The 25,952-nt window shown below is 47.6% G+C and carries 33 protein-coding genes; 6 read left to right on the top strand and 27 right to left on the bottom strand.

Annotation, left to right across the window (positions count from 1 at the left end):
• Nucleotides 1-453: 453 nt before the first annotated feature.
• The 3 genes from HMPREF3093_RS04740 to HMPREF3093_RS04730 are packed head-to-tail and all read right to left on the bottom strand — an operon-like array spanning nt 454 to nt 2,840.
• Nucleotides 454-1,797: a glucose-6-phosphate isomerase gene (locus HMPREF3093_RS04740; protein WP_070755839.1), complete on the bottom strand. Its 1,344-nt coding sequence runs from the start codon at nt 1,795-1,797 to the stop codon at nt 454-456.
• Nucleotides 1,798-1,834: 37 nt separating this feature from the next.
• Nucleotides 1,835-2,236 carry a CvfD/Ygs/GSP13 family RNA-binding post-transcriptional regulator gene (locus tag HMPREF3093_RS04735; protein WP_023392268.1) on the bottom strand — a complete coding sequence of 134 codons (402 nt, stop codon included), beginning with the start codon at nt 2,234-2,236 and terminating at the stop codon, nt 1,835-1,837.
• A gap of 19 nt (nt 2,237-2,255) precedes the next feature.
• Nucleotides 2,256-2,840, bottom strand: a complete 585-nt coding sequence (locus HMPREF3093_RS04730; RefSeq protein WP_070755838.1) for a peptidylprolyl isomerase — start codon at nt 2,838-2,840, stop codon at nt 2,256-2,258.
• A 189-nt stretch (nt 2,841-3,029) separates the two neighbouring features.
• Between HMPREF3093_RS04730 and HMPREF3093_RS04725 the strand changes: the two genes are divergently transcribed.
• Together HMPREF3093_RS04725 and HMPREF3093_RS04720 are read left to right on the top strand one after the other, a co-directional pair.
• Nucleotides 3,030-3,518 (top strand): divergent PAP2 family protein, encoded by a 489-nt coding sequence (locus tag HMPREF3093_RS04725; protein ID WP_070755837.1) that lies wholly within the window; start codon nt 3,030-3,032, stop codon nt 3,516-3,518.
• 76 nt (nt 3,519-3,594) lie between these two features.
• Complete coding sequence (locus HMPREF3093_RS04720; protein WP_070755836.1) at nt 3,595-4,599, top strand: NAD(P)/FAD-dependent oxidoreductase; 1,005 nt, start codon at nt 3,595-3,597, stop codon at nt 4,597-4,599.
• 32 nt (nt 4,600-4,631) lie between these two features.
• Here the strand turns inward: HMPREF3093_RS04720 and HMPREF3093_RS04715 are convergent, their stop codons facing one another.
• From HMPREF3093_RS04715 to HMPREF3093_RS04685, 7 genes are all read right to left on the bottom strand, one after another.
• Nucleotides 4,632-5,042, bottom strand: a complete 411-nt coding sequence (locus tag HMPREF3093_RS04715; protein ID WP_070755835.1) for an Ohr family peroxiredoxin — start codon at nt 5,040-5,042, stop codon at nt 4,632-4,634.
• 59 nt (nt 5,043-5,101) lie between these two features.
• The gene (locus HMPREF3093_RS04710; protein WP_070755834.1) at nt 5,102-5,722 is read right to left on the bottom strand and encodes a TIGR01906 family membrane protein; all 621 of its coding nucleotides are present in this window, start codon (nt 5,720-5,722) and stop codon (nt 5,102-5,104) included.
• Nucleotides 5,723-5,724: 2 nt separating this feature from the next.
• Nucleotides 5,725-6,495 carry a TIGR01457 family HAD-type hydrolase gene (locus tag HMPREF3093_RS04705; protein WP_070755833.1) on the bottom strand — a complete coding sequence of 257 codons (771 nt, stop codon included), beginning with the start codon at nt 6,493-6,495 and terminating at the stop codon, nt 5,725-5,727.
• Nucleotides 6,496-6,504: 9 nt separating this feature from the next.
• Nucleotides 6,505-7,173: a YutD family protein gene (locus HMPREF3093_RS04700; RefSeq protein ID WP_070755832.1), complete on the bottom strand. Its 669-nt coding sequence runs from the start codon at nt 7,171-7,173 to the stop codon at nt 6,505-6,507.
• A gap of 166 nt (nt 7,174-7,339) precedes the next feature.
• Nucleotides 7,340-8,419: an iron-containing alcohol dehydrogenase family protein gene (locus HMPREF3093_RS04695; RefSeq protein WP_070755831.1), complete on the bottom strand. Its 1,080-nt coding sequence runs from the start codon at nt 8,417-8,419 to the stop codon at nt 7,340-7,342.
• 186 nt (nt 8,420-8,605) lie between these two features.
• Nucleotides 8,606-8,893, bottom strand: coding sequence for a DUF1294 domain-containing protein (locus tag HMPREF3093_RS04690; RefSeq protein WP_143227656.1), 288 nt, complete (start codon nt 8,891-8,893; stop codon nt 8,606-8,608).
• Nucleotides 8,890-9,231 (bottom strand): MazG nucleotide pyrophosphohydrolase domain-containing protein, encoded by a 342-nt coding sequence (locus HMPREF3093_RS04685; protein ID WP_023392278.1) that lies wholly within the window; start codon nt 9,229-9,231, stop codon nt 8,890-8,892. The genes HMPREF3093_RS04690 and HMPREF3093_RS04685 overlap by 4 nt, the downstream gene beginning before the upstream one ends.
• Nucleotides 9,232-9,323: 92 nt before the next feature.
• On the opposite strand from HMPREF3093_RS04685, the gene HMPREF3093_RS04680 reads away from it, so the two are divergent.
• Nucleotides 9,324-9,659 carry a thioredoxin family protein gene (locus tag HMPREF3093_RS04680; protein ID WP_070755830.1) on the top strand — a complete coding sequence of 112 codons (336 nt, stop codon included), beginning with the start codon at nt 9,324-9,326 and terminating at the stop codon, nt 9,657-9,659.
• Between the two features lie 32 nt (nt 9,660-9,691).
• Here the strand turns inward: HMPREF3093_RS04680 and HMPREF3093_RS04675 are convergent, their stop codons facing one another.
• The 14 genes from HMPREF3093_RS04675 to HMPREF3093_RS04610 all read right to left on the bottom strand — a co-directional run bounded on the left by HMPREF3093_RS04675 (nt 9,692) and on the right by HMPREF3093_RS04610 (nt 21,220).
• Complete coding sequence (locus tag HMPREF3093_RS04675; RefSeq protein ID WP_070755829.1) at nt 9,692-10,312, bottom strand: DNA alkylation repair protein; 621 nt, start codon at nt 10,310-10,312, stop codon at nt 9,692-9,694.
• Nucleotides 10,313-10,372: 60 nt separating this feature from the next.
• A complete protein-coding gene (locus HMPREF3093_RS04670; RefSeq protein WP_070755828.1) occupies nt 10,373-11,428 on the bottom strand; it encodes a threonine aldolase family protein in 1,056 nt (351 codons plus the stop codon).
• A 263-nt stretch (nt 11,429-11,691) separates the two neighbouring features.
• Nucleotides 11,692-12,162, bottom strand: a complete 471-nt coding sequence (locus HMPREF3093_RS04665) for a putative immunity protein (RefSeq protein ID WP_070755827.1) — start codon at nt 12,160-12,162, stop codon at nt 11,692-11,694.
• Between the two features lie 129 nt (nt 12,163-12,291).
• On the bottom strand, nt 12,292-13,023 hold the full coding sequence (locus tag HMPREF3093_RS04660; RefSeq protein ID WP_070755826.1) for a cyclase family protein: 732 nt from the start codon (nt 13,021-13,023) through the stop codon (nt 12,292-12,294).
• A 184-nt stretch (nt 13,024-13,207) separates the two neighbouring features.
• On the bottom strand, nt 13,208-13,951 hold the full coding sequence (locus HMPREF3093_RS04655) for a hypothetical protein (RefSeq protein ID WP_070755825.1): 744 nt from the start codon (nt 13,949-13,951) through the stop codon (nt 13,208-13,210).
• A 101-nt stretch (nt 13,952-14,052) separates the two neighbouring features.
• Nucleotides 14,053-14,793, bottom strand: coding sequence for a TraX family protein (locus HMPREF3093_RS04650; RefSeq protein ID WP_070755824.1), 741 nt, complete (start codon nt 14,791-14,793; stop codon nt 14,053-14,055).
• A 105-nt stretch (nt 14,794-14,898) separates the two neighbouring features.
• Nucleotides 14,899-15,579, bottom strand: coding sequence for a hypothetical protein (locus HMPREF3093_RS04645; RefSeq protein WP_070755823.1), 681 nt, complete (start codon nt 15,577-15,579; stop codon nt 14,899-14,901).
• Nucleotides 15,580-15,630: 51 nt separating this feature from the next.
• Complete coding sequence (locus HMPREF3093_RS04640) at nt 15,631-16,215, bottom strand: GrpB family protein (protein WP_070755822.1); 585 nt, start codon at nt 16,213-16,215, stop codon at nt 15,631-15,633.
• Between the two features lie 29 nt (nt 16,216-16,244).
• Nucleotides 16,245-16,610 (bottom strand): YdeI/OmpD-associated family protein, encoded by a 366-nt coding sequence (locus tag HMPREF3093_RS04635; protein WP_070755821.1) that lies wholly within the window; start codon nt 16,608-16,610, stop codon nt 16,245-16,247.
• Nucleotides 16,611-16,770: 160 nt separating this feature from the next.
• Complete coding sequence (locus HMPREF3093_RS04630; protein WP_070755820.1) at nt 16,771-17,613, bottom strand: DUF4300 family protein; 843 nt, start codon at nt 17,611-17,613, stop codon at nt 16,771-16,773.
• A 50-nt stretch (nt 17,614-17,663) separates the two neighbouring features.
• On the bottom strand, nt 17,664-18,323 hold the full coding sequence (locus tag HMPREF3093_RS04625) for an ankyrin repeat domain-containing protein (RefSeq protein ID WP_070755841.1): 660 nt from the start codon (nt 18,321-18,323) through the stop codon (nt 17,664-17,666).
• A 139-nt stretch (nt 18,324-18,462) separates the two neighbouring features.
• On the bottom strand, nt 18,463-19,494 hold the full coding sequence (locus HMPREF3093_RS04620; protein WP_070755819.1) for a S66 family peptidase: 1,032 nt from the start codon (nt 19,492-19,494) through the stop codon (nt 18,463-18,465).
• A 101-nt stretch (nt 19,495-19,595) separates the two neighbouring features.
• Nucleotides 19,596-20,144, bottom strand: coding sequence for a DUF6609 family protein (locus tag HMPREF3093_RS04615; RefSeq protein ID WP_070755818.1), 549 nt, complete (start codon nt 20,142-20,144; stop codon nt 19,596-19,598).
• 113 nt (nt 20,145-20,257) lie between these two features.
• Complete coding sequence (locus tag HMPREF3093_RS04610; RefSeq protein WP_070755817.1) at nt 20,258-21,220, bottom strand: aminoglycoside phosphotransferase family protein; 963 nt, start codon at nt 21,218-21,220, stop codon at nt 20,258-20,260.
• Between the two features lie 184 nt (nt 21,221-21,404).
• On the opposite strand from HMPREF3093_RS04610, the gene HMPREF3093_RS04605 reads away from it, so the two are divergent.
• The 3 genes from HMPREF3093_RS04605 to HMPREF3093_RS04595 are packed head-to-tail and all read left to right on the top strand — an operon-like array spanning nt 21,405 to nt 23,734.
• The gene (locus HMPREF3093_RS04605) at nt 21,405-22,445 is read left to right on the top strand and encodes a bifunctional glycosyltransferase family 2/GtrA family protein (RefSeq protein WP_070755816.1); all 1,041 of its coding nucleotides are present in this window, start codon (nt 21,405-21,407) and stop codon (nt 22,443-22,445) included.
• Nucleotides 22,435-23,352, top strand: coding sequence for a phosphodiester glycosidase family protein (locus HMPREF3093_RS04600; RefSeq protein WP_070755815.1), 918 nt, complete (start codon nt 22,435-22,437; stop codon nt 23,350-23,352). The genes HMPREF3093_RS04605 and HMPREF3093_RS04600 overlap by 11 nt, the downstream gene beginning before the upstream one ends.
• Nucleotides 23,339-23,734, top strand: coding sequence for a hypothetical protein (locus tag HMPREF3093_RS04595; RefSeq protein WP_070755814.1), 396 nt, complete (start codon nt 23,339-23,341; stop codon nt 23,732-23,734). The genes HMPREF3093_RS04600 and HMPREF3093_RS04595 overlap by 14 nt, the downstream gene beginning before the upstream one ends.
• A 177-nt stretch (nt 23,735-23,911) precedes the next feature.
• Here HMPREF3093_RS04595 and HMPREF3093_RS04590 read toward each other — a convergent pair whose 3' ends face one another.
• From HMPREF3093_RS04590 to HMPREF3093_RS04580, 3 genes are all read right to left on the bottom strand, one after another.
• Nucleotides 23,912-24,301, bottom strand: coding sequence for a MarR family winged helix-turn-helix transcriptional regulator (locus HMPREF3093_RS04590; RefSeq protein ID WP_218970164.1), 390 nt, complete (start codon nt 24,299-24,301; stop codon nt 23,912-23,914).
• A gap of 66 nt (nt 24,302-24,367) precedes the next feature.
• A complete protein-coding gene (locus HMPREF3093_RS04585; protein WP_070755812.1) occupies nt 24,368-24,775 on the bottom strand; it encodes an SRPBCC family protein in 408 nt (135 codons plus the stop codon).
• Nucleotides 24,776-24,944: 169 nt separating this feature from the next.
• Nucleotides 24,945-25,871, bottom strand: coding sequence for a peptidase (locus HMPREF3093_RS04580; protein WP_070755811.1), 927 nt, complete (start codon nt 25,869-25,871; stop codon nt 24,945-24,947).
• Nucleotides 25,872-25,952: the final 81 nt, after the last annotated feature.

Genomic DNA, 25,952 nt, shown 5'->3' with positions numbered 1-25,952 from the left:
TATATTAGCACAAGCCTTACTTCCTGTCAACAACTTTTCAGAAGTTTTTTCGAAGTTTTTACTTGTTGCTTGTTGCTGGTAGCAACTCATATATCATATCAGCCTGGGCTATGCTTGTCAAACACTTTTTAGCTCTTTTTTCAAACTTTTTAGTGAATGTTCGCTAACTCTCAGACCTACTCTATAATATCATTACAACCGCTTCAGGTCAAGCCCTTTTTAGGAATTAGCCAGCAGCTTTTTCAGCTGTCGCTGTCGTAAGGACTCTAGTAATATACCATGGTCCACTTATGACTGTCAACCACTTTTTTCATCTTTTTTGGTCTATTTGAGAACTTGTGTTTAAGCCTCTTTGGGGCCCTCTTTGGCCACAAGATATAGTGGTAAAAAAAGACAAGCAGGGAAGTCCATCTGGATCCCTGCTTGATTCTGCCTATTATATAGTAGAAAGTCTTATAAGCGGCTGTTCAATTCTGCAGCTAAGTCTTCAAAACCTGGCTTGCCTAAGAGGGCAAACATATTCTTCTTGTAGGCTTCTACCCCTGGTTGGTCGAATGGGTTAACCCCGTTGAGGTAACCAGAAATAGCCACCGCGATTTCGAAGAAGTATACTAAGTAACCTAAGCTGTAGGCATCCATCGCTGGAATGCTTACGACTAAGTTAGGCACTTGGCCATCGATGTGAGCCAAGAGGGTCCCTTGGAAGGCTTTGGTGTTAACGAAGTCAACAGTTTGACCTTGTAAGTAACCTAAACCATCGGTATCAACTTCTTGTTCTGGAATGACTACGTCATGGCGAGGCGTCTCAACCTTGACAACCGTCTCGAAGATGTTGCGACGGCCTTCTTGGATGTATTGACCCAAGGAGTGTAAGTCAGTAGAGAAGTTAGCACTTGATGGGTAGATGCCCTTGAAGTCTTTCCCTTCTGATTCACCGAAGAGTTGCTTCCACCATTCGTTGAAGAAGGCCATACCTGGTTCGTAGTTAACCAAGAGCTCTGTTACTTTACCTTTACGGTAGAGGATGTTACGAATCGCTGCATATTGGTAAGCTTGGTTGCTTGCTAAATCTGCTTGGCTGTATTCGGCCATAGCAGCTGCTGCCCCTTGCATCATAGCTTGGATGTCGCCACCTGCAACCGCGATTGGCAAGAGACCAACTGGTGTTAGGACAGTGAAGCGTCCGCCGATTGCATCTGGGATAACGAAAGTTTGGTAACCTTCTTGGTTGGCTTCTGCCTTGAGGGCCCCACGCTTAGCGTCAGTGGTTGCGTAGATACGTTTGATGGCTTCTTCCTTACCATACTTAGCAATCAATTTTTCCTTGAGGACACGGAAACCAACGGCTGGTTCAGTAGTGGTCCCTGATTTAGAAATAACGTTGATTGAGAAGTCACGGTCGCCAATCAAGTCTAATAAGTCATGTAAATAAGTAGAAGAAATGCTGTTACCAGCAAAGACTACTTGTGGCATCCCCTTACGGCCAGCCTTCATATTATAGAAGCTATCGTTCAAGAACTCGATGGCTGCACGAGCGCCTAGGTATGAACCCCCGATCCCGATGACCACTAAGACATCAGAATCTTGACGGATTTTCTCAGCAGCAGCTTGAACTTGGGCAAATTCTTCCTTATCGTATGCTTCAGGCCAAGTCACCCAACCAGTATAGTCGCTACCTGCCCCTGTCCCTTCGCGCAATTGACGGTCAGCTACGGTCACGTAGTCTTGGAGTTGAGTTAGTTCGTGTTCGCCAAAGAATTTTTTGGCAGTAGAGTAATCAAATTTAATATGTGCCATTTTTTCCTACCTCTTGTCTAGCTAGTATTGGACTAGTTTATTTGATTTGTTGCTTGACTTCAAAGCGATCTTCTTCAATGGATTGAAGGGCGCTATCAATCCATTCCGGTAACTTCTTAGCCACACTGGAAAAACCAATGTCAGGCAAATGGCGCTTGGCGCGCTTCTTGGTTCGGGCTGGATACGGCGGGGTGTTGAGTTTCATCAGGACCCGCATGGACAGGCTAATCTTCTTGGTATATTCATCAATGTCAATGACCATGACCTTGACCTTGTCGCCTACCTTAATCTGGTTGCTGAGCTCATTCATGTAGCCATGCTTGCACTCGGAAATGTGAACCAGACCTTGTTCGGTTGGCGAGAGCCCGACGAAGACGCCATAATTTTGGATGCCTGTGATTTGGCCTTCAACGATATCGCCTATTTTAAATTCAGTCATAGGATGTCACCATCCTTGCTTATTCTAACACATCAATCGTCTCAATCACAACAGGTTCTACCGGTTTATCTTGGGGACCGGTAACAACTTTATTGATTGCAATGACGACATCCATGCCTTCTACCACATGACCGAAGACCGTGTGGCGTTGGTCCAACCAAGGTGTCCCGCCCTCTGTCGCATAGGCTGCCACGATTTCTTCAGGGAAACCCAGTTCCTGCATTTGGCCCAACATGGTGCTTGGTACATTGCTAGCTGTTACGATAAAGAATTGGCTGCCGTTAGTATTAGGCCCTGCGTTAGCCATGGAAAGGGCCCCCTTCAAGTTGTAGAGCTCTCGTGAGAACTCATCTTCGAAGCTCTCGCCATAGATGCTCTCGCCACCCATACCGGTACCGCTTGGGTCGCCCCCTTGAATCATGAAGTCTTCAATGACCCGGTGGAAAATCACGCCGTCATAGTAGCCTTGCTTAGCAAGACCAACAAAGTTAGCCACGGTCTTAGGCGCTAGCTCTGGGAAGAGGGCCACCTTGATGTCACCGTGGTTAGTTTTAATTAAAGCATGTAAGCTGGCTTGGGCCAGATCAAGTTGTGGATATGTCATGAATCATCCTCCTATTGTTAATGGTTGAATATCATCTATATGATACACTAAATCCCGTCAGATTCAAATCAAAAGTGACCTTCTCATGATTTTTCTTGAGAATTTACGGCTTCCTACTAGTTTCAAGTCGCATTTTTTGATATTATCTAATAGATACCTGTATAAGGAGAAGGAGGGATCCCCCCACTTATGAATACCATATTGCTGACATCTCTTGTCGCGATTCTCTTCACTCAAGCTATTAAATACCCTATTGCCCTTGTGACTAACCGTCATAAGGTCAAAGTAAATATTGTCATGACCACTGGCGGCATGCCAAGTTCCCATTCGGCCGCAGTTAGCAGCCTGATTACCAGCCTGGTGCTGGAATACGGCTTTGAATCCCCTCTGGTGGCCATCGCCACCATTTTCGGGGTCATCGTCATGTTCGACTCCATGGGCGTGCGTCGCCAGAGTGGTGAGCAGGGTCTTCTGCTCAACCTCTTAGCTAAGCGTCGCCTGCAAGACCCGGAGATCCAAGCTGACTTCCGCCGTCTGCAAGAAAGCCACGACATCGATCACTATGAAGATATGATCATCGAAAAATACCTGGGCCATCGCCCCACCGAAGTGGTGGTCGGCGTCTTAGTCGGCGTTCTAGTCGCCTTCGTCAGCCGGGCCATCTATCTCAGCTTCTAAGAAATCTGGTGCAAGGACCCTGGACTTGCCCTTTTCTTTTGCCTTAAAAACTATGATTGAATAAGGAGTCCCTACTATGTCTCAAATTTACGACATCACCATCATCGGTGGCGGGCCGATCGGCCTCTATGCTGCCTTTTACGCCGGCATGCGCCAGGCCAAGACTAAAATCATCGAAAGTCTAGACTTATTAGGCGGCCAGCCAGCCCACCTCTACCCTGAGAAGGCCATCTACGATATTCCGGCCCACTACCAAATCAAGGGGGACGACCTCACCCAGTCCCTGATTCAACAACTGGACCACTTCGACACCACCATCTGTACCGGCCAGGAAGCCCGTCAACTGATTCAACATGAAGATGAGGACGGCAAGCCCTACTATGAAATTCAGACCCCGCAAGCCAGTCATTTTAGCCGCGCGGTTATTATCGCCGTAGGCAACGGGGCCTTCCGTCCGCGTAAATTGGACTTGCCCGAGGCGCCAGACTTCGAAGGTAAATCGCTTCATTATTTTGTCCGCCAACCTGAGGCCTTCCAAGATCGGGTGGTAGCCATCTGTGGCGGGGGCGACTCGGCGGTTGACTGGGCGCTGGCTATCGAACCTTATGCCAAGCAAGTCCACCTAATTCACCGCAGACCCCAGTTCCGGGCCCACGAACACAGCGTTAGCTTGCTAGAAGCTTCTAGCATCAAGATTTGGACCCCTTATATTCCAGTTGCCCTCCATGGCCAAGACGGTCAGCTTGACCACCTAACCTTGCAAGTACCACGCCAAGAAGAAAGCGTCGACTTAGCCGCCGATGACTTCATCGTTAGCTATGGTTTCGTCTCTTCCTTGGGTGAAATCGCCAAGTGGCCCCTGACCATCAAACGTCAGACCATCGAGACTGGTAGCTGCCACCAAACTAATTTGCCAGCTGTCTATGCCATCGGGGATATTGCCCAATACCAAGGCAAGACCAAGCTGATTGCGACTGGCTTTGGCGAAGCCACTACGGCCGTTAGCCACGCTATGGCCAGCCTCTATCCAGAGCGCAACAATCTACATGTTCACAGTTCCTCCCTTTTCGAGGACAAATAAAAAGACGAGGCCTAGGCCTCGTCTTTTTATACTTATTCAGCTACTAATTCCACTTCGATGTTGCCTTTTACTGCTTTAGTGTAAGGGCAGATGTTTTCTGTCTCTTGAACATAGCGTAAGGTTTCTTCTGGGCTCAAGCCTTCAATAGATACAATTAATTTAGCTGCTAGGTGCAAGCTGTTAGTATCTGGCAGGTCGCCTAAGAGCACTACTTCAGCGCGCACTTGGCGTTGACGGTCGCCTAAGCCATCACGTTGTAATGGGAAGGACAAAGCCCCATTGAAGCAGGCAGACAAACCAGCTGCGAAGAGTTCTTCTGGGTTGGTGTAACCTTCTTTTTTAGCCATGCTAGTCTTAAGGTTTAAGTCCCCTGTTACGGATTTAACTTCGCCATCACGGCCACCTGTGTTCACGACGGTTGATAATGAAATTTTTTTGCTCATTCTTACTTCCTCCTCGATTAGGTTATCCTCATTATAGCATAAGCTTATGCAAAGCGTATTCAAAATGCTTGAGGAGCGAAGAATTTGGCAAAAAGCCAGGACCACAAGACATAGAGGGCCAGAATAAGTGCCGTCAGTCCCAAAAAATAAGACTGGGGCAGAATCCAGATGACGGGGTCTAGACGCGGATCGAAGAGCCAGAGCTCATTGGCGAAGAAGAGCCGATGGAAGGCCACAAAGGCCTGGTCAAAGAAGAGTAGCATCCCTAGTCCTAGTAGGGCTAGCCCCCACTGGCCTTGCTTAAGCGCCTGCCAATAGGACCAGGAGTTGAATTGCCCTTGGCGGGCCCAACGCCAGATAAGGACATTGAGCAGGAGAGCTAGCAAGACCAGACCGATTATGAGCGTCCGAACCTCAGCAAAGTGCTGTCGTCCTCCGGCTGAACTGGCAAAGTGCGCCAGCTCCAGGCTGGGCCGCCAGACTTGCCATAGATAGGTCCAGATGCGCATAAAGTCCTCATAGACTGCTGACTTTGACAGACCCGCAATGTGGGGAATCCAATCTAATTGCAGATAGACCCCATAGAGCAAGGGGGCCAGGAGAATGGTCCCCAAGACAGCATTGGCCAGGCCACCCAAGAGACTGACTCCCGCCCGAATCCAGGCCCTTATTTGTTCCATGACTAGAGCTCCCAAGTGGAGAGATCTGGCCGGACGTAGGTTGGTTGCACTGGCACGGACTTGAGATCTTCTTCTTGAGTAAAGCCTGTTAAGACCAACAAGGTATCCATACCGGCATTAATCCCCACCTTGATGTCGGTCTCGTAATTATCACCAATCATAAGGACTTGATCCTTGGTCAAGCCCAGGGTATGGAGACCACCCTCCAGAATAGGACTGAAAGGTTTGCCCATAACGACCGGTTCTACCTGACTGGCATACTGAATAAAGGAAGTCAAGGCCCCTGAGCTTGGCATCATGCCCCGTTCAGTTGGGATGTTACTGTCGGTATTGGTCACCAAGAAAGCCGCCCCATTCCGAATAGCTAGGACCGCAATGGACAGGGCTTCATAGGTGGTCTGACGGTCCAAGGCTTGGACCACCACTTGAGCCGATTCATCTTCCACTAGCGTGAAGCCGGCTGCCGCCACCTGTTCTTTAAGAGGTGCTTCGCCCACTACATAGACCGTTTGTCCCTCATGGTGGGCATGCAGATAGTCGATAATGGCCATGGCGGAGGTATAGACATGTTTCTCGGTCACAGGCAATTCATACTGGGTGCTGAGGGCATGAGCCACTTGAGCTGCCGAGCGCGTCGCATTATTGGTAATGAAGAGGAAGGGAATGTCTTGCGCCACTAACTTCTTAATGAAGGCTTCGGCTGTCGGAATACGATTCTTGCCGAAGTAGACCGTTCCATCTAAATCAATCAAATAACCTGCGTAGTCTTTCATAGGGACCTCCTAAGGGTTGGTTTTGTTCTTTTGCTTGATGACAAAGTTATTCTTACGTTGCTTGGCCGCGGCTGGCGCCTGTTTAGGGGCCGCCTGATCGCCAGCGGCTGGGCGACGGTTGCGCTTCTTGAAAGGCTTCTTGCCGCCCTTGGCTGGGGCATCCACCTTGTTGCCCTTGAAGCGGTTTGGATCTTCCTTAACTTGGATTTTAGCTAATTGCTTGGTCTCGCCTACCTTTTTCTCGATTGGGGCCGGCTTAGTCTTAGCCTTGTCTTTGAGTTTGGCGTATTTAGCCACTTCCCGTTCCTTGGCTAGGACGAAGTATCGACAGCCAAAGTTACAGTATTCATTGAGGTAGTCTTCTAGAAAATCAATGGTTTGATCCTTGGGCACCTTGGCCTGGCCGATTTGATAGAAGCCTCGTAGGCGTAACTGTTCAAAGCCCCAGTCCCCGACAATGAAGTCGAACTTCTCGAAGTATTCTTGGTAGCGATTCTCGAAGGCTAGCAAGTCAAAGCCCTCACGGTAGTTGAGGACCAACTGATAAGGTTCCTCCTTAATCAGCAGATGGTCTTCATTAATTTGGCGAATTTGCTTGTCTTCTTGGACTTGGTCCTGACTAACGTCGGTCAGGATGGAGTCGATTTGATAGGATATATTATTATCGCGTTGGGTCATGCCTTTAGCTCCTTTACTTCTATGTCTCGTTCCTTCCTATTATAGCAAATTCTGGCCCTGCAAGCTATGGAATTCTCTGGGACTGCTAGCACGACAAAAAAGCCCGCTCATTCAGCTTATGGCGGACTGAATGAGCTGACCTATCTTAAGGAAGCAGAAATTAGAATTATTTAGCTTGAGCTTGGGCTTCTACCTGGTAGACGGCCGCTTGAACCTGTTCAGGAGTGACACCTGGCACCGCCAATTTGAAGGTTTCCTTGTCAGATGCGGCGAAGTCAGCCAATTTGGCTACGGCAGTCGCCATGTCCTCTTGAACCTCTAGCTGTTGCCAGGAGTAGATGAAGCCATTGTCCTTGCAGTAGTCGATGAGTTTTTGGGTCTCACCTTCTTCGCCCATAGCCGCCAACATTACCAGCAACCCATAAGCTACCTTGACCCCATGCTCAATGCTGTGGGTTTCGGCAAATTGTGACAGGGCATTGTGGACAGCGTGAGCCCCTGACATGCGACCATATTCGCAGGCAAAGCAACCCACGGCAGCGGCCACGTTGAATACCGTATCGACCACGCGTTTGAAGGTGTCGTTGACCACGCCCAAGGCATGAGTAGCCAAGGCAGCATGGGTGTCACGTAGCAGAATATCCTTGGTTACCTTAGCAGCAGCCAAGCCTAATTCGACATTGGCTTCTAGCGCTCCAGTCAAATGACGGGTGATGCTTTCGGCCTCATACCACTTAGCTACCGTATCACAGATACCCCCTTCGAAGTAGCGTCTAGGCGACTCAACTAGGAGATCTAAGTCCACCACGCAGGCATAAGGGGTACGTTTGAAGTAGGCCACGTCATTGAAGACCCCATTGGGATGGTAGACAGCCGCAACAGGTGTGGTCGGGGCACAAGTCCCCACGATTGTTGGCACGGTGACCACTTCACAGTGGAGGCGGTCAGCCGTTCCCTTGGCAGTGTCACAAAGCTTGCCCCCACCGACAGCCACGATGACATCGGCATCGGCTGCTAACTTAGCCAAGCGGTCCATATCTTCATAGCTGGCTGTGTGGTCATAACGCAAGACTGGCACACCTTCTAGAGCTTGAGGTAAGTGTTTTAGAAAGGCAGCGTAAGATTTCTCCCCGGTAATAATGTAGGGACGCTCGAAGTTCTTTAAAATGCCTGCTAAAGAAGCCAAAGCTCCTTTTTCACTGATATATTGTCCGGGTGTACTTCGTACGACTTGTACAAATTCCATAAGCGTCCTCCTTATCACTTAGATATAGCTAAGCGAATGATTAAAGTTTTATTAGAAAATACTCTAACACACTTATTTTTCTAATACAAGGCCTGGCCAGCAGAAATTTGTATCACTTTCTGAAAACAATCGGAAATTTCATGAAAAAAGCGCCAAGCCATCGGCTTGACGCTAACTAGTACTAGCTTAATGGCCCAGCTTAGGGAGCCACTCAAATACAAGGAAAATGAGAAGGACGGCCTGAAGCACTAACATAAGAGGGACCCCCAGGGCAAAAGGCCACTTGTGGGTCTTGTGGCGCCAAACCTGCATGGCCAGGAGGGCGCCCAGGGCACCTCCTATGGCAGCTAGGCCTAATAGGCGGGCTTCCGGCACCCGCCAGCGACGAACCACAGCTTGATGCTTATCCCAGATATAGACAGCAGCCGTCAGCAGATTAATCAGGAATAGATAGAGCCAAATATAGGTCATCATGGCCGCTGTTTCCATTCTGCTAGGAAGTCAGCCAGATTACGCTCATGCTGGTACTTGATGGCTGCCTGAATATCCTTCTCGATGATGGCCTTACTTAAATCCAAACCATTGATGGCCGCAATGGCCACCGCATAATGAATCAGGTCCGCCAGCTCAGTCACCAGTTCCTGGTCGGTATCCTGGCCCTTGCCTTGCTTGCGCCCCGCACGAATATTGAGTAGCTCGGCTATTTCACCCATTTCCTCTACTAGCTTAATGAAGAGGCCCTGTTCCTGACCCCAGTCACCATAATGCTCCGCTAGATAGGCCTCTAGAGCTGCCAAATTCAAATCTGTCATTCCCGTCTCCTCCTATAGGCGCAAGCACCTAACTTGCCCAGTCTCAGTCACCATGCTACCATAAAAATAAGAATCTGTTAAGGAGGACCCACATGCAAGCACTCCAAGCCCACGAAGACTTGGCCCAACTCAAGGCTCAGTCTCAGCTCCTCATTCTCCAATTCGGTAAACCCCAATGCGCGCCCTGCGCTAGCTTGGCCTTGAGACTGGATGAATGGGCTCAAAGCCATCCCCAGGCTACTCTACGCTATATCGACTTAAGCCAGTGGCCCCAAGTAGCCGCCCAGGAACAAATCCTGTCCGCGCCCACCTTACAAGTCTACATTGACGGGCGCCGCTACCTGCAAGAAGCTGGCTATTTTAGCCTGGACCTCTTGCTAGACAAGCTGGATCACTACTGGGAACTACGTCAAGACACTGCCGAATAATGACAAAAAGGCCATAGACTATGGCCTTTTTCTTATGCTGTTAGAAATTTGCTGGCTAGCTTATGGACCTGCTGGATGTCCTTGCCATCTATGGTCCAAGTTGCTAACTCCGCTTGAATGAGATCAGGAAACTTCCGGCTAATGTCCCTTAGGGCATTGCCGACCGACTTGCGGACATAGTCACTGGAATCCCGCTTCAAGCCAGCGATACGCCAAACAGCTTCCTGGGGATGGTCCTTAAAGTAAGGCCGGCTAGTCCAAATTCTCAGCCCCTCCGTTACAGCCCGTCTGGTATTAGCTTGGCTATGGCCTAGCCATTCATCAATGACCGGCAAGGCTGCTTGGTAGCCTGTGGTCTTGCAGTAATGGTCCATGGCCTTGGCTAATACTTCCTGAACCCGCCAGTTAGGGTCTAGACAGACCTGCTCTCTCAAATAATCCAGTATGTCCTCTTGCTGGGACAGGTAGCCCATGAGGAAGACGGCATACATGCGTACTTGATAGGTTTCTGATTGATAGGCCTGCATGGCCAATTGCTTGATATAGTCCAAATCCTGACTGGCATAATCCGCTTGGGCCCTTTTCTCCTCTTCCTTGAAGCCTTTTTCAATCAGTGAGAACTCCGCCTCCAAGCGCTTGATATAGTCTTGCATTGACAGTCACCTTCTCGCTTTTACTAAAGACCGCATCCTATCAAGGCGGTCAAAATAAACTTAGCTTTGAGCTGGATGCTGGGCAATGAAATTACAGAGGGCCGTCACCTGCTCTGGTCGCGTAGACCAAGCCGTTGTCAGACGGGCCACGACATAATCCTCAGCCAGTTCCCAGGTCGCATATTGGACCTTGTCCGACCAGATCGGCACCAAGACCTTAGGTAGACGGACAAAGACCTGATTGGTCACCGAACGATCGACTAGCTCGTAGCCATTGGCCACTAGGCAATCCTGAATAGTCTGGGCGGCTGCCACCGCCTCGCGGCCGATGACCTGATAGAAGCCATCCTCGAACATCGCCTCGAATTGGACCCCTAGGACGTGTCCTTTAGCTAGGACAGCACCCCCTTGCTTCATGACAGTGAAAAAGTGTGGCAGTAGACTTGGGTTGGAAATCACCACAGCCTCCCCTAGCAGGGTCCCACACTTGGTTCCGCCAATATAGAAGACATCCGTCAAACGCGCCAAATCAGCCAGGCTAACATCGTTACTTGGGCTGGCCAGGGCATAGGCCAGTCGCGCCCCATCAATAAAGAGGGGAAGCTGGTGCCGACGGCAGACAGCTGACAAGTCTTCAAGCTCGGCTAGACTGTAGAGCGTCCCCAACTCGGTCGGTTGCGACACATAGACCATGCCAGGATAGACTGAATGGACATGGTTAGCATCCGCATAGAAAGTCGTCACCCAATCCTCAACCGCTTGGGCGGTCAACTTACCTTCATGGCTAGGCAGAGGCAAAACCTTGTGACCCCCTAGTTCAATCGCGCCCGCTTCATGGACATTAATATGGCCCGTATCCGGCGCCAAGACCCCTTGGTAGGGCCGTAAGAGGGCCCGAATAACAGTGGAGTTGGTTTGAGTTCCCCCTATAAAGAAATGAACCGTGGCATGTGGGCAGTCGCAGGCTTGACGAATCAAGTCATAGGCCCGCTCACTGTGGCTATCACTACCATAACCCGCTGCCGGCTGGCGGTTGACTTCTATCAATCGCTCCAAAACCCGCTCATGTGCTCCCTCTAAATAATCAGATCCAAAATACAAATAGTCTTCAGTCATACTAATCAATCCCCTAATTTAATCAATATAGTCCTGCTGGATTTATTATATACTCTCTTGACTCTGGGGCGCAAACCGCACTACTAAGTTTAAATCGTTTGTGCTTAAATATTCGTGATTCTGACCTAATACAAGAAAAGTAAAGCCCTACTCCGGCCTGTCAACCTCTTCCGACCGCATCTGTTATATAAGAGTCTTTCTAGGTGAGGCTACAGTTTGGCGATATTGATGCCCCTAATAAAACAAAAAAACCACGACAGAAGCTAGCCTCTATCATAGTCTGTTTTGTCTCGCCACCAAGCCAACTGCCACTGGCGTTCCTTTTGAACGGCTGCTAGGTCATCTGGATAGGCTAGGTTAATAAGCTTGATTGCATAGTCACTGGCGACCATGGCGTGTTCCTTCATATGGGCGGTCGCCACCGCATGGCCAATGACTCGCAAAAGGGCTTGTTCTAGAGGATTCTCGGCTTGCTTGGCCAGGGCGTGTATCTTGAAGCCCGCCTGTCTGACATCATGCATACGGGCCTGGCCGGCCAAACAGGCTTGGCTGACGGCCCAGCCTGCCTCAACATCAGGCTCTTGCCCTACCTTCAAGCCCGTCAATTCAATCAAATGCTCTACCAAATCCCGGCCGAAGCGGGCACAAGTCTCTTGACTAGCGACTTGGTAGTAGGAATCTAACTGCTTTCTCAAATCATCGCTGTCTAGCAACTTAATTTTCCGCCTGGTCATAACCTCACCCCCTTATAAACTTCTTAGCCCTAGTATACACCAAGCCCTAGCTGAGTCAAACAAAGCCATTTGCCACTCATTCCCATAAAAAAGAGGCCGGACTTCAAGAATCCGACCTCATTTATTGGCTTAAGGTAAGATAGCAATGGCGCGCACAGGCGAACCAGTCGCTTGCTCCCAATGTGGGAAGCCGACACTAATCAAGGCACCAGTGGCTGGCACTTGGTCCAAATTATTCAAGACTTCTACTTGGTAGATATCTTGCTCCAAGAGATAATATTCATTAACTAAGCCATGCTCCGCTGCCGGAATACCAGCATCGGTGTCAAAGGTCTCATGGCCCACTGCCTTGACTTGGCGTTCCTTAATCAGAAATTCCAAGGCCTCGCGACTCCAACCTGGACTCTGCTGAACACCGGCTGCATCTAGGTTGCGCATGGCCTCTTGGCTTGGCCAGCGCTTAGACCAGTCGCTCCGGAAGGCCACGAAACTTTCTGGGCGAATTTGACCATGTTCTGCTTCGAAATCCAGGATGTCTTGCTTGGTCAGAATGTAGTTAGGATTCTCCGCCACTTGAGCCGACTTGTCAATAACATAGAGAGGCAAGAGCAGGTCCTTGAGCTCAATCTGATCCAGCCAGCGGCCGCCTGCCACGAAGTGGATTGGAGCGTCAATGTGGGTGCCGTATTGGCCTACCACCGAGATTTTCTGAACGTGGAAACCATCCTTAAGGGTGAAGAGGTCTTCCTTCTCTAGGGCTGGTAGCGCCGGGAAGTGGGGGCTAGATTCGTTAATGACATGGCTAAGATCAACCCATTTTTTGGACTTGAGTGTTTCATAGAGTGAAAGTAAATCTGACATCTTGTCTCCTCCTAACTAAGAGCTAATGATTACTGTAAAGGCAGTATAACAAAGTTAAGTGAGGCAAAACAAGATAGAAGGACTTATTCCCTTAGACTATTTTGCTAGAACCTGATATAGCAAATAACTATAAAATTAAAAACAAGAGGCTAGTTCCCTAGGGCTAGCCTCTTGTCATCTTAGCCTATTTATCCTTACTCAATTGGCTTAAAATCCCCTTGAGATTGCCTACTTGCTGGCTGATGGCCGTCTCTAGGTCTTGGTCCCGTTCCAAGGGGAAATAGAGGGCTCCAACCAAGAGGGAATCATCTTGATTACCCGTATCCTCTAGGCGGTAGAAGACCAGGCAAGCCGTGTCGTGTTCGGGCTCGACTTCATAGCGAGCCTGAAATTGCTTACCCTCGATTTCAATCGATTCTTGGAAGATGGCATCTGGTCGGTCTGACTTGAGACGTTCCTCTAGCTCCTTTTCAGTAAGCAACTTGCCACCCTTGAGGGGGGAAGTCGTATAAGCCTCTAAGGTATAGAGATTGACATAGCCCTTCATACCAGGCGTCATGATGCGATAACCTATATCCCGACGGTCGTCCTTGGTCAAGGATGGATGCATCTTCCAATCCTCTGGAATCTTGTAGGGACGTTCAGTTGGCTTAGGGGGCTCCTTGCCATCCACAGCTTCATACATCCAGTTCTTGGATGATTCGAAGATCTTATCTTGACCCTTGTCAATAGCAGTTGGCTCCACCTTCAAGAGGGTCTTGAAGAAGGCTTCTTCCTGCTCCTTGTTTTCCAACTCCTTGCTAGACTCTGAAACAGCAGAACTGGACTCTTGGCTATCGTCCGATTGTTTAGCCCAGGCTACTTGAGGAGCTAGTAAGAAGCTAGTGGCGGTTGCTAGACTGGCTAAGACTAGATGTAATTTTTTCATACTTTACCTCCTTGGGTGACCGATGCAGAGGGGAGTCACCTTGGTTACTGGAGTACCTAGCCCTAGTCTAACCTATTTGAGCTCGTCAGGCAAGGAAAGGCCTATTTAGCTAGGCCTGCCGCCACCAAGGCCAAAAGCCAGAGATGGAGCGGATAGAAGACATAGAAGAAGTAGCGGTTGAAGGCTGACTTCTTACCTCTTTGGCCATTGTAGAGGGCTAAGAGAGGCAAGACACTAATGAAGAGCCAATCAGAGTTATATAGCATCATGGTGAGGGTCTCCTGCCAACTGTCGTAGGTGGAGTAAGAAAGGGCAAATAGGATTAGAGCAAGACCTAAATAAAGCACGGTCCCAAGGCCCTTGCGCTGACGGCAGCAGTAGGTAATCAAGATAAAGGGTAGTACCACCATGCCCCCTTCTGTCAGCAAGAGACCAACTAGGAAGAGCAAGCCGGCACCTGCCCAACGGATGCGTTTGGTTTCTGGCGTCAGACTTTGGCGTGGAAAAGCCAAAGCTAAAATACTGACCCCCAGAGCTAGAGTCAGGAAGATGTTATTGCTGATATGGACGCCACGATTGGCCAAAAGACTATTGAGTAGCCAGTTGCCAGCTACCATGATGGCTGCGGCACCCCAGAGACGGACTTGATAGCGCTGCAGATTACGGGTATGAAGGAAGCCTTCTACCGCCAGATAGGCAAAGCCCGCGGCCACACAGCGCGTCATCGCATGAAAGATGCCCTCCCAGAGTGGTGGCACCAGACCGGGCACATGGGGCAGATGATCTAAAACCATGAGGGCTGCCAACAAGTATTTGATTTGAGTTGCATTTAATTTCTTCATAGGAATACTCCTTTAAGTTTTCTTAGCTTAAGTTTAGACCCAAAAAGCCCGGCCAACCATAAGCTGAGCTTACAGTTAGCCGGGTTATCTTACATTATTGAAAGTTTAGGCTTGCTGCTCTATACCTCGCAGGAGACGTTGGATGACCCAGGACTTAATCAAGAAGCTAAAGACTAAGCTGGGCACTAGGGATAGGAGAAAAGACAGAATCCCCAGACGAGCTACAAAGGACGAGACTAGGACGGGTTGCCAGTAGAGCCCCCATACCAGCGGCACCAGACCAAAGAGATAGCCTAATAACAAGAGACTATTAACCAGATAAGGCCGCTGGCGTCCCGGTAAGGCTCCATTAAAACGCAGAGTTTGGTCACGAAAATCACTTAAGATGGCACGCTGACTAGCCAGGTCTGGCGCTAGCACTGACTTGACTTGGGCTCTGAGATGGCTTGCCACGCCTTCATATACTAGCGCTAACAAGAGCCCCAATAACAGAGGCAAGGCCACTGCCCCTAGGCTACCTAGATATCTATCCGGGTAGTGTGGCTGACGCCCCGCATCATAACCTAGCCAGCGAATAAGGCGCCCGGCTAGCAGGGGTAAGATGACCAAACCTAGGGACCACAGGGTCCAGGCCACACGCCGGCTTAGGTCAGTAGGACTTTCCTCTTTCCAGGTCAGCTGACCACTAGAGAGGTCATACTCTGCTAACAAGCTACGGTCTGCTTCCTTCTGGACTTGGCGCAGATAGGCGCCGTAGAAGACTAATTTTTTATAAGGTATCCACATTAATCTGGTTCCTTCCCTTTCTACCTTTGTTGCAACACTAGAGCTAAATTACTAGTCTGTTTTTCCTTTGTCATAACGTCCCCCGTATTCTTGACGGGCTTGGCGCGTCCAAGTTTGGATGAAGTCGGTCTTGGCATCAGTGTAGGCATCACGATTGTGCTCATACTGAGACCAGAGAGCTAACTTGAGGGCCTCATAAGCCTTGGCTACTTGGGCATGATTCCTGAGATAGTCCCTAAAGTAGAGTTCATCGTGATCTCCTTGGTAGCGCAAGTGAATGTGATAGACCTTATCCGCGAAGCCTTGTGGCGTATAACCCGCATTCAAGGATACCCGCCCCTCTGACTCTGACATTTTAAGAAAGCCAGACTGAATCAAGCAATCACTAGCTAGTCGCAAATCAGCCTGGGGTGCTAACTCGACCAAGACATCAACGATATCCTTGGCCCAGATGCCCGGGATGGCCGTGCTCCCAATGTGGCTAATGCGAACCAAAGGCAAATCTCCTAGAACTTGTTCCAGTCGCACGGCCATTTCTTGATAATTGCTCTCCCACTGGGGCTTAGGCGCCACTAGGAAGATAGGAAACAGGCGCCAGAGTTCTTCTAAAGATAATTGACTCAGGTCCTTGGCCATATGGGTTGCTCCTTTCAGACAAAGTAAATCTAGTTTTTTGGCTTTAAACCTAAAGCCGAGTAGCCCGAAGATCGCATACGATTCTCGGCTGCTAGCTTGTCAACCAGTCTTAAATTCCGCTCAGACTGGGTAGACTTGCCCTTGCGAGGTGTAAACTTCTGCAGATAGGACAGATCATCATAGGACCGTCGCATGCTTTCACTCCACCCGAAGCAAAGCCCTTCTTCCAAGACCTCATGGAAGGTCACCGATGGCAACTTGGACTTAGCTTTAAAAATTCGAATCCAAATACCTGGCGAAGTCTGTTCATTGGCTAGTAACCAATCATGTAGTGCTTGTCTCTTTTCAAAAGATATAATCGGAAGTCGATCATAGACTTGGTCTAATTGTTGCATTGATTTTTCCTTTCATTCTTGATGGTGACCATTCTGCTAAACTAAGGAGAAGATAGCCTCAACTAGTGGCTTATCTAATTGATTCCCCTCATCCAGTCTGAGTTCTCGGATTGTTGATCCCATCGACTCCCGTCTTAGAACTTATGGTAATGGCGATTAGCTATTGAGTCCCCTCCACCCATTGATCATTATCCATAATAAAGGGCTTGGCCAAGCCAGGGCCAGTATAGTCGGAGTACTTGGTCCCCAGATATTGATAGACCTCTTCCTTGCTGGCAAATTTGATGGCCTGATAAGGCTCTTCGAAGGTCAGCTTCTCTAGGAAGAGATAGCCCTCTTTGGCTGGAACTAAGACGCCGACATGGCCGATGAAGAGACTGTCGCCATCCAAATTATCATGTAAGACTACCGACAGCATTCTAACCTTGTCGTTGAACTTGAACTGGGACAGGTATTGCGCCATACGCTTGGCGTGGACCTTGACGTCTTGAGTGGCCTCGGTCTTAACCCGAGAGAAGAGGATATTGAAGGCCGCCTTATCCTTGGCATCCATGACATGTCCCTTGTCGATGGCGTCATTATCCATGAAAAGTAGCTCATCATCCTGGCTGACTGGCGGAATCTCAATGGTGTTTTTGAGCAAGGTATAGCTATTAATGCGGCAATTAGTCCCGATAAAATCCCCCTTCTGCTCATGCCAAAGCGGATTAATCTTGGCCACATCGTAGTCCGTCTTGGTGAATTCGGTGAAGTCCCCCTTGAGCCCGCTAGGTCCCACAATGTCATTGTAGTCCTTAACGAGTTTGAGGAATTCCTCAACGCTATCCTTGTCCAAATGAGCAGACAAGAGGGTCCTCACTTCTTCCAGACTACTTGGACTATTAAGGTTAGAATAGCTAGGACGAGAGGGACTTGCTTCTTGGCCACTTGGCTTAGGACTGCAAGCTGCTAGAGCTAAGACTAGACTGAGGGATAGGATGATGGTTTTGGTGTGTTTGAACATGAGGTCTCTCCTCTAGTTAATATTTTTGTCAAAATAGCTTGCGAGCTTCGTTATTGAACTTGATCCAATAACTTCCTCATAGAAGGGCTAACGAAATAGTCGCTAATGGACATCTCAAGCTTTGGTGATACAAAAGATAAATCCGCACCATACTGGCAGAGGAGTTTCAATATTCTCAGCAAATCTGCCTCAAGTTCTGCTGTCAAAAGTCTATCATCTGATTCCTCTTGAGTGGTCCGATTGTAGGAAGGCAGTATCTGACTAGCCTTAGCGCAGAAGCTCCATATGCCTGTATTGCCATAAGAATCGGTCCGATTAGGATCAGCGCCGGCTTGCAACATCTTCTCCAGAATCTCATAGGTCCTATCAGCAGCCTCCTGCGTGGAGAAGACCTGGAGCCCGCCATAAGAAGTATTGGTATTCCATCTACTTGTCATGACTGCTGCAGTGATGGCGTCAAAAACTACTGGTGTCCGCCAGTTATTGCAGCAGGACGGATCTTCCATAAAGTTCAAATCCGCCCCCTGATTGATCAAGTAGTCGGCAATATCGAAGGCCCCTGTCTTCAAGGCTACCTGCAGGGGAGATTGGCCATCATCCTTCTTAGGCGGTTGTTTGGCAGTACAATTAACAAGCTCAGACTTGGCCTCAATGATTTGTTTAACCAGCTCATAGTCTTGGGCCCTGATAGCTTTGAATAATTTCTTCATGACGATTACTCCATTCCCAAGTCTTTTAATTGACAGTTTTTCTGATTTCATGGCCACATTATGGTGGCTAAATGTGGCACTAACTAGGCAGCCAAGGAGCTTTCCCTCTTTACCTAGCAACTGCCCCTTAATTTTCCAATTATTCTTCAAACTTAATGATCTGATTGGTCGCATCTACGGTCGCCTTCAGGCCAAAGGGAATGATGCAGCGGGGTTGAGCATGGCCAACGTTAAGGTTAAAGACCACAGGCAGGCTTGGATTGGCGATGACGTCTACCAATAGCTGCTTGTATTCTTCCGAATATACCTCATCCATGGGCTTTCCTACTAGCAGGCCGGAAATCGAATCGAAGATACCTGTCTCCTTTAGCAAAGTGAGTGCTTGATAGAATTTCTCAGGTGGCATTTTTTCTTCACTGGATTCCAGTAAGAGGATTTTCCCAACCCAGTCTTCTTTTTGAGGGAGCAAGGCATATCGACTACAGAGTAGGGGCATATCCGCATAGCGCTCCCCATTAAAGATGTCATAGAGTGAGTCAATGCAACCTCCAAGAATCTCGCCCGAGAAGATTGGGTCCCCCTGAAGCAGGTCAAAACCATAGTCCGAGTGAGATTTCAAAGGCTTGCCAATTTGGTCGACGCCGAAGTCAGACCGGCTCTCATACCACAGCTCACTCGGTCTTATTTCTTTTATTGTACCCGTCCTTATTAATTCCTCAAAGTATTGTCGTGTGTAAGGCAGCATGTCCTGATTGAGCTCACAGATATCCGAAAGGAAGGATTGTCCATAGAAAGTATTGAGCCCGACTTTATGCAACATCAAGTGATTGAGGGTCGTGTCGGAGAAACCGAGGAAGACCTTTTGGGACACAGCACCAGCCAACTCTCCGTTTTCAAATAAATAGGGTAAGAGTCGATAAGTATCATCGCCACCAATGGCACAGAGGATCATGTCAATCTCTGGATCTCTAAAAGCCTGTAACAAATCAGTAGCCCGTGCTTCCGGGTGCTGCTTCAAATAGTCAATTCCCTTGAGCGCATTGGGCATAAAACTCACCTCTAGACCAAGGTCTGACAGTCTTTTAAGGCCAATTTCTAGCTCATGCTTGATGAAATCTTCGCCCAATACCCCAGCTGATAGGCTGACGATCGCTAGCTTTTTAATCTTCATATTCACCTCACAAAATTAATCAAATGACGAGCTTGACTTCTGCAAATCAATGCTTATAAAATATACCTTTTAACGACAAATTAAAAGGTAAAATGAACTATTTATGCTTGTTGAGATGGTCGCGACAAAAAGTAGAGATAGGCCCCAAAGGCGAACTTGATGGCAGCATCTACATAGGCAATGACCGCCATGGAAATATTAGGGAAGAGATAGCCAACCGCAATATTGACCGCACACACCAGGGCTAGATAAATCATGGACTTACCATGGACGAAATAGAAGGGGAAGAAATGCAGTGCGGTAGCCATTAAGGCTCCCAGCCAGATAAGGCGCCAGTTCTCGGTTGCGAAGAAGGGGCCGCCTAAGATGGCCATTAAGACAAAGAGTAAAATGACCGCATAGAGGGCTACTTTCTTCTGGAAGGGACTCGAACTGCCAGTTGATAACTTATTAAGTAGGGGCTTGTTTTGGTTAATAGCGAAAAAGCTGACAATGTAACCTATGCTGAAAACCTGCATATTGATAATCTGCTTGCCGCCAATCAAGGTTGCCACCGCAATCACTGACGCGACGGCCATTAACCATAAGCCACAGGCTTTTTTGAAGTTAAATGCTAGTTTTTCATTCTTGTCATAAGCTAAAAACCCCATAAATAAGTGCCTCCAAAATCTTCATAGCTGCCATCTAGCCTCTATCTAGTAGGCTAGATGGCTCTTACTTTATTATAGCACTTTAATAGAAGAAAAGGAGTGACAAGCTCTTTTTATACTCGAACTGGGAACCGCTCAAAGCGCAACCATTCCTGAGCAATTCTTAAGAGGCTGTCACCTAAGCCGTGTTCTTGAATTACTTTTAAAAACAACCCTGTTGAGACAGATTGAATGAATGCCCATTCCCAGATGCTCTGCTTCTCAACTCCAGTTTCATTATGAAGTAAGAGAACTCTCTCAATAGCTTTTTCCAAAGGAGCATCAACTAACTCCTCCACCCATTCTCGCACGAGGATTCCAAGGTCGTAGGCAGGTTCTCCTAGGATTCCATCCGGATCTATCAATTTATAAGATAGCTCATTGGAATCTAGTGCTTTCAGTATATTGTCAGCATGTGGATCCCCATGGACTAACACAGATTGATATGAAGACAGGCACTTTCTTCTTGATTCTAAAAACAAGAGCGCCCGTTCAATGATTTCTTTACTGCATGGTTGCTCTATTTTTTCCCAAGTGGACAGGATAAAGTCTTGAAACCACCCAATTAATTGTCCCATCAGTCTTAGCTCCTGTTTTTCATCGAGGGGAATCCAGGTTTTCTTAAGTAGCCCGCAAATTATCTTCATTTGGTCTCTAATAGAATAGTCAGACTCACTCAAAGGATTACCCAAACACTCTAGTAAGACTGCTTTCCTCTTGACATCATGCTTGAGCAACTTGACATATCCCGCTCCATTTACAACTCTAAGGGCCTCTACTTGTTGCTTAAACTCGGAATTCCCCTCCAATTGAGGCATAAATAATTTGAGAATCCCCTTTTCTTGATTTCTCAAGGTACATTTTGCTACAAAGGCCTCTGAGCCTCCTTCGAGGATTTGCTCCAAAGAAAGGCTCCACTCTTTTGCTATGCAATCAATAACTGTATTTAAGTCCTTTTTCCATTGTAGCCCCTCATCACCTAATGCATCCAACTTGTTTTGAACATTGCACGGAATGTGGTCTTCCCAGTTTTTCATCTGATGCTATTCCCCTTTAATTTTTCTAGCTTATCTTTAAACTCATTTGTCTACTCATCTCTATTTTAAATAGTCTCTTCATTCTTTTCCACTGCTTTTAAGTAGCTTTTAGGTTCATGCTTTACATTAGAGTTAGCACTAAGGAAAGGAGAAAGCTCCCCCTATAGGTGAGCGGTGTAAAACAATGAGAACAATCGTCGTCATACCTTCATATGAACCAGAAGAAAGACTAATAAAGCTAACGGCAGAATTAGTCGCCAAAGACTTAGACGTCATCATAGTAGATGATGGCAGTGGGGAGAAATACCTCCCTATCTTCGACCAATTAGCAGGAGCTCGAGTGCTGAGACATGCTGCAAATCAAGGCAAAGGTACCGCCCTGAAAACAGCCTACCAATTTATCAAGAAAAACTACCCAGGCCAAGACCTAGCCGTTGTTACAGCCGACTCCGACGGACAACACAGTCCGGAGGATATTATAAGAATTGCCAGACGCGCGGCTCTGGATTCAGATAGCCTAGTACTTGGCGTCCGGAACTTTGACGGCCAAGAGGTGCCGCTGAGAAGTAAGGTTGGCAATAAGATTACCCTGAAAATTTTCCAACTAACCAGTGGCAGCAAGCTTTCCGATACACAGACAGGCCTACGCGGTTTCTCTGGTACCCACTTGGATAAGATGCTAGAAATCTCAGGCTCACGCTTCGAATATGAGATGAATGTACTCATGGTATGGGCCAAGGAAAAACGCCCCTTCTACGAGCTCAAGATTAAAACCATCTACGAGAATAAGAACGAGGGCTCGCACTTCAATCCCTTGCGAGATTCCTTCCGCATCTATAAGGAGATTCTGCGCTTTGGCCTCTCCTCCCTCCTCTCTTTTTTTCTAGACTATAGCCTCTACGCCTTGCAGGTTTTTGCCGGCCTACCCCTGGTAACCGCTAATGTCATTGCGCGACTAATCAGCGCCGGATTCAACTTCTTGGTCAATAAGAAACTAGTCTTCGCCAGCGACCAACCCGTCCTCAAGGAGCTAGGTGCTTACGCCCTACTGGCCGGCTTGTCCCTAGGCCTCAACACACTGGTCCTCATGGGCCTGAGCTACGGCATTGGGATTGGCCCCCTCATCGGTAAAATCCTAACAGAAATCGGCATGTTTTTCTTCAACTGGTTAGTCCAGAAGAAGCTGATTTTTGGGCGAAAGAAAGGTGTGCATTATGTCAAATAAGCTAAAAGGAAAATCACTCAGAAAAGCCTTAACCCTGGCCTACAGTATCTTGCTAGTCGGGAGCTCTGGCCTGGCCGTCCTGGATACCCTCTTCATCTCTAAGAGCTATACCAAGTTCAGCAATGAAACTACGACCACCAGCCAGTCCGCTAGCTCTAGCGGCACAAGCACTGCCACGCTTAATACGGCGACTGCCTATGAAGATGACACCAAGGCTATTTCCATTGAGACCTATGAGCGCAATTCAACTCAGATTCATGTAGCCACCGTCACCATCAAAGGCGACGCCTCTATCAAGACAGCCCTAGCCGACGAGACCTACGGCCGCAACGTCAAGGCCAAGACCTCGACCACCGCTCAGAGCGTCAATGCCGTCCTAGCGGTCAACGGGGACTACTACGGGGCCAGAGATGCCGGCTATGTTATCCGTAACGGGCAACTCTTACGAAGCGATAGCCAAGACGCCAACCAAGAGGACCTAGTCATCTACCAGGATGGCAGCTTCGAGATTATCAGAGAAGGCGATATTACAGCCCAAGAACTGCTCAATAAGGGCGCTGTTCAGGTCCTATCCTTCGGGCCGGCCCTGATTGAAAACAGCCAGGTAGCCGTCGATAGTGCCGACGAAGTAGGCAAGGCCATGGCCAGTAACCCACGAACGGCCATCGGTATCATCGATGACAAGCATTATGTCCTGGTCGTCTCCGATGGACGAACAGATGAAAGCAAGGGCCTATCCCTTAAGGAATTAGCCGACTTCATGAAGGAACTCAAGGTCACAACTGCCTATAACCTAGACGGTGGCGGCTCCTCTACCATGTACTTCAATGGTCAGATTATTAACAAGCCAACCACCAACGGTCACAATATTGAAGAAAGAGAGGTGAGCGACATTGTCTACCTATAAAGCCACACACCATAAGCAAGACATCCTCTTCTATACGCTTGCTAGCATTAGCACCTTGGTAATCGGAACGGTCTATGAGTTCTTCAGCCACCAGGTATACTCGCCCTTCATGTACCTACTCTTCCTGATTCCCCTACTACTAGGGCTAGCCCCTAATCTGTTGGCCCAAAAGCTTCATAGGTACTTCCTCAAATCGGAAAATGCCCAGGCAGCCTACAGGATGGGCGTCCTCACCCTCATCTTCAGCTCCTTCCTAAAAGGCGTCTTCGACATCTATGGCACCCATTCAGTCTATCCAAGCTTCTACCTGCCAGTAGGCCTGCTACTCTTGCTGGTCGCACTTGGCTTTGAAATCCGCCAGAGGAAGGAGATGGAAAAATAGGAAATTGGTTACTATAACAACAGCACCCCATCAGTTGGATTCTCTGATCCGGCTGATGGGGCTTGTTTATAATATAAGGCAATTAGTTATCACCATTCTCGTACCTTCAAAAAATCCTCGAGCACGGTAAGAAATTAAAAATCTTGGTTGCAAAGCGCAACCAAGATTCCGTTTAAACTATTCTTCGTTTAACCTAGCAAGAAGGTGTTTGAAATGATCTTCATCCTCAACTAGTTTTCCAAAGAATAACTCATCAATTTGCTCGATTACGGGCACCGCTTTTTGTAAAATATCTTCTCCCTTTTTGTTCAAAATAACAGCCTTAGCTCTTGAATCTCTGGAGTGTTCTTTTCTCTCTATATATGCATGTTTTTCTAATAAACTCAATATTTGAGAAACAGTCATTACGTCTATCCCGGAAAGTTTAGAAATCATGACTTGAGTCACTTCGTCATTAGTTTGAGCTAGATAGGCAAGAGAGGCTAAAACAACAAATTGAGGGTGAGTCAGATTCATTTTCTTTAACTCTTTTTTTATCATGAAGTGCCATTTATTGTACACCCTCATAAACAACAAGCCTGTTGATTGTTCTGAATCTTTTTTATATTTCGATGTAAACAAACAGCAATCCTCCTATCGTTCCAAAAGCTCTTTCAGAATAAATATAGAGTTAGGGACATCTGAGAACACCTGGCGTAAAAATTCTAAATGTTGCTTACCCTCACTATCTAAGGATACAGAATGTTTGACCGTTACACTTCCATCATTGTTCTCCATTATTTGGTGTCCAAAAAGGATGTCACCAAAAGGAGTGGCTGTTTTATCCCAGAATTCTTCTAAGGCTTTTACAAGTGTAAGTTGAAAATCCATAGGAGGCATACCTTCAAGCTCCATCGTCCCATGGGATCCAGTCTTAAAATCATCGTTTAATGTAATGTTTTTTAAATCCTCTTCCCAGGCATACCATTTTTCAATATTGGCATAATACTCCCAAACAGCTTCTTTTGTTGCTTTAATTTTCAAACTGAAACTAAATTCCATTGTTTTCACCCCAATTTATTAAGTGTGCTTATTATATGTTATTTTACAATGTATGTCAACAAAAATCTTTTTAGAATCGTAAGAGCGGGGATGACAAAATAGGATATGAAATAACCGGAGGTTTGCCTATAAAGGCGCCTCCGGTTTGTTTTTCATATGAGGTTAAAACTTAACAATCTCTAGCTTCTAGGCATAAAGCTCTAAATTGCTTATCTAATTTCGCTATCTCCAACAAGAGGCGGGACAAGTCTTCGTAATCTTCCTTTAGGCAAGACAGGTGGGCTTGTCCGAATAAAGAGGCTAAGTCTTCTTTAATTTTTGAACGCAGACTATCATGCTCTGCTAGAAATCTACTCAGGTAGAGATTTCTAACAGCTGCCAGTTTAAAGCTGAAATACTGATGCAGTTGCTTTTGCTCATCGTTCAAGCCATATTTTGCTACTGCCGCCGCGTAGAGTGGAAGGACGCCTTCTTGCCCTTGCATGTATCTTTGGGCCATTATTTGCGAGGTAGCCAGATAGATTGCGCTCGCGTCTGGATTAGCGACTCGCTTGAAATTGCCCCACATAGAATAGGCGCCCCGCTTGTAGTCGATTGCCTGGGCTTGCCATGCTGGCAGAAAGTCTTCGAACTGAATCTTCATACAGGCAAAACCTGCTGGATCATGCAAGTAGAGATAATCATCATCTAAATCATAAACTGAGACAAAGTGATCCACTCCGTATAAGTGAGTGTGGTTAGGATTATAGGTCAGATGCCCCATATCGAGTGGCCCCAACACTACCGGCCCATTAGCTAGAAGAGCTTTCAATTTCCTTCTGATTAAATCCAAATCAACTGCTTGCCCCTCTCTTAGATAATATTCTTCATAGTCAAAACCTAGAACTTCTAAGACATGAGAGATCGAAAGGTCCGGCATGCCATTATCGAAGAATACTAATGGGTGCTCTTCATCTTCTTTGACAATGGAAGCCCCATTCCCCATCAACATAAGGGCCTCAAGATATTCCGCTCTCAGGTCATAACCATAGGCCTCCAATGCCATGGCCAAAGAATAGGTATAACAAAGTGATACGTCGCCAAAATAGATTTGCATCTAACTGCCTCCTTCTCATTGATAGCTTGATTATACAGTGCAGTTAGCCAGGCCACCCTAGAAAACAGGATCAGAATTTAT

The sequence above is a fragment of the Abiotrophia sp. HMSC24B09 genome, from assembly GCF_001815865.1.
In the GTDB taxonomy this organism is placed as follows: domain Bacteria; phylum Bacillota; class Bacilli; order Lactobacillales; family Aerococcaceae; genus Abiotrophia.
The sequence above is the reverse complement of the archived record's forward strand: the minus strand, read 5'-3'. Positions and strand labels throughout refer to the sequence as shown.

Bases quoted from the DNA above. Each gene is read 5' to 3' on its own strand.
- HMPREF3093_RS04740 (WP_070755839.1), bottom strand. From the start codon at position 1,797: ATGGCACATATTAAATTTGATTACTCTACTGCCAAAAAATTCTTTGGC.
- HMPREF3093_RS04735 (WP_023392268.1), bottom strand. From the start codon at position 2,236: ATGACTGAATTTAAAATAGGCGATATCGTTGAAGGCCAAATCACAGGC.
- HMPREF3093_RS04730 (WP_070755838.1), bottom strand. From the start codon at position 2,840: ATGACATATCCACAACTTGATCTGGCCCAAGCCAGCTTACATGCTTTA.
- HMPREF3093_RS04725 (WP_070755837.1), top strand. From the start codon at position 3,030: ATGAATACCATATTGCTGACATCTCTTGTCGCGATTCTCTTCACTCAA.
- HMPREF3093_RS04720 (WP_070755836.1), top strand. From the start codon at position 3,595: ATGTCTCAAATTTACGACATCACCATCATCGGTGGCGGGCCGATCGGC.
- HMPREF3093_RS04715 (WP_070755835.1), bottom strand. From the start codon at position 5,042: ATGAGCAAAAAAATTTCATTATCAACCGTCGTGAACACAGGTGGCCGT.
- HMPREF3093_RS04710 (WP_070755834.1), bottom strand. From the start codon at position 5,722: ATGGAACAAATAAGGGCCTGGATTCGGGCGGGAGTCAGTCTCTTGGGT.
- HMPREF3093_RS04705 (WP_070755833.1), bottom strand. From the start codon at position 6,495: ATGAAAGACTACGCAGGTTATTTGATTGATTTAGATGGAACGGTCTAC.
- HMPREF3093_RS04700 (WP_070755832.1), bottom strand. From the start codon at position 7,173: ATGACCCAACGCGATAATAATATATCCTATCAAATCGACTCCATCCTG.
- HMPREF3093_RS04695 (WP_070755831.1), bottom strand. From the start codon at position 8,419: ATGGAATTTGTACAAGTCGTACGAAGTACACCCGGACAATATATCAGT.
- HMPREF3093_RS04690 (WP_143227656.1), bottom strand. From the start codon at position 8,893: ATGATGACCTATATTTGGCTCTATCTATTCCTGATTAATCTGCTGACG.
- HMPREF3093_RS04685 (WP_023392278.1), bottom strand. From the start codon at position 9,231: ATGACAGATTTGAATTTGGCAGCTCTAGAGGCCTATCTAGCGGAGCAT.
- HMPREF3093_RS04680 (WP_070755830.1), top strand. From the start codon at position 9,324: ATGCAAGCACTCCAAGCCCACGAAGACTTGGCCCAACTCAAGGCTCAG.
- HMPREF3093_RS04675 (WP_070755829.1), bottom strand. From the start codon at position 10,312: ATGCAAGACTATATCAAGCGCTTGGAGGCGGAGTTCTCACTGATTGAA.
- HMPREF3093_RS04670 (WP_070755828.1), bottom strand. From the start codon at position 11,428: ATGACTGAAGACTATTTGTATTTTGGATCTGATTATTTAGAGGGAGCA.
- HMPREF3093_RS04665 (WP_070755827.1), bottom strand. From the start codon at position 12,162: ATGACCAGGCGGAAAATTAAGTTGCTAGACAGCGATGATTTGAGAAAG.
- HMPREF3093_RS04660 (WP_070755826.1), bottom strand. From the start codon at position 13,023: ATGTCAGATTTACTTTCACTCTATGAAACACTCAAGTCCAAAAAATGG.
- HMPREF3093_RS04655 (WP_070755825.1), bottom strand. From the start codon at position 13,951: ATGAAAAAATTACATCTAGTCTTAGCCAGTCTAGCAACCGCCACTAGC.
- HMPREF3093_RS04650 (WP_070755824.1), bottom strand. From the start codon at position 14,793: ATGAAGAAATTAAATGCAACTCAAATCAAATACTTGTTGGCAGCCCTC.
- HMPREF3093_RS04645 (WP_070755823.1), bottom strand. From the start codon at position 15,579: ATGTGGATACCTTATAAAAAATTAGTCTTCTACGGCGCCTATCTGCGC.
- HMPREF3093_RS04640 (WP_070755822.1), bottom strand. From the start codon at position 16,215: ATGGCCAAGGACCTGAGTCAATTATCTTTAGAAGAACTCTGGCGCCTG.
- HMPREF3093_RS04635 (WP_070755821.1), bottom strand. From the start codon at position 16,610: ATGCAACAATTAGACCAAGTCTATGATCGACTTCCGATTATATCTTTT.
- HMPREF3093_RS04630 (WP_070755820.1), bottom strand. From the start codon at position 17,613: ATGTTCAAACACACCAAAACCATCATCCTATCCCTCAGTCTAGTCTTA.
- HMPREF3093_RS04625 (WP_070755841.1), bottom strand. From the start codon at position 18,323: ATGAAGAAATTATTCAAAGCTATCAGGGCCCAAGACTATGAGCTGGTT.
- HMPREF3093_RS04620 (WP_070755819.1), bottom strand. From the start codon at position 19,494: ATGAAGATTAAAAAGCTAGCGATCGTCAGCCTATCAGCTGGGGTATTG.
- HMPREF3093_RS04615 (WP_070755818.1), bottom strand. From the start codon at position 20,144: ATGGGGTTTTTAGCTTATGACAAGAATGAAAAACTAGCATTTAACTTC.
- HMPREF3093_RS04610 (WP_070755817.1), bottom strand. From the start codon at position 21,220: ATGAAAAACTGGGAAGACCACATTCCGTGCAATGTTCAAAACAAGTTG.
- HMPREF3093_RS04605 (WP_070755816.1), top strand. From the start codon at position 21,405: ATGAGAACAATCGTCGTCATACCTTCATATGAACCAGAAGAAAGACTA.
- HMPREF3093_RS04600 (WP_070755815.1), top strand. From the start codon at position 22,435: ATGTCAAATAAGCTAAAAGGAAAATCACTCAGAAAAGCCTTAACCCTG.
- HMPREF3093_RS04590 (WP_218970164.1), bottom strand. From the start codon at position 24,301: ATGAGGGTGTACAATAAATGGCACTTCATGATAAAAAAAGAGTTAAAG.
- HMPREF3093_RS04585 (WP_070755812.1), bottom strand. From the start codon at position 24,775: ATGGAATTTAGTTTCAGTTTGAAAATTAAAGCAACAAAAGAAGCTGTT.
- HMPREF3093_RS04580 (WP_070755811.1), bottom strand. From the start codon at position 25,871: ATGCAAATCTATTTTGGCGACGTATCACTTTGTTATACCTATTCTTTG.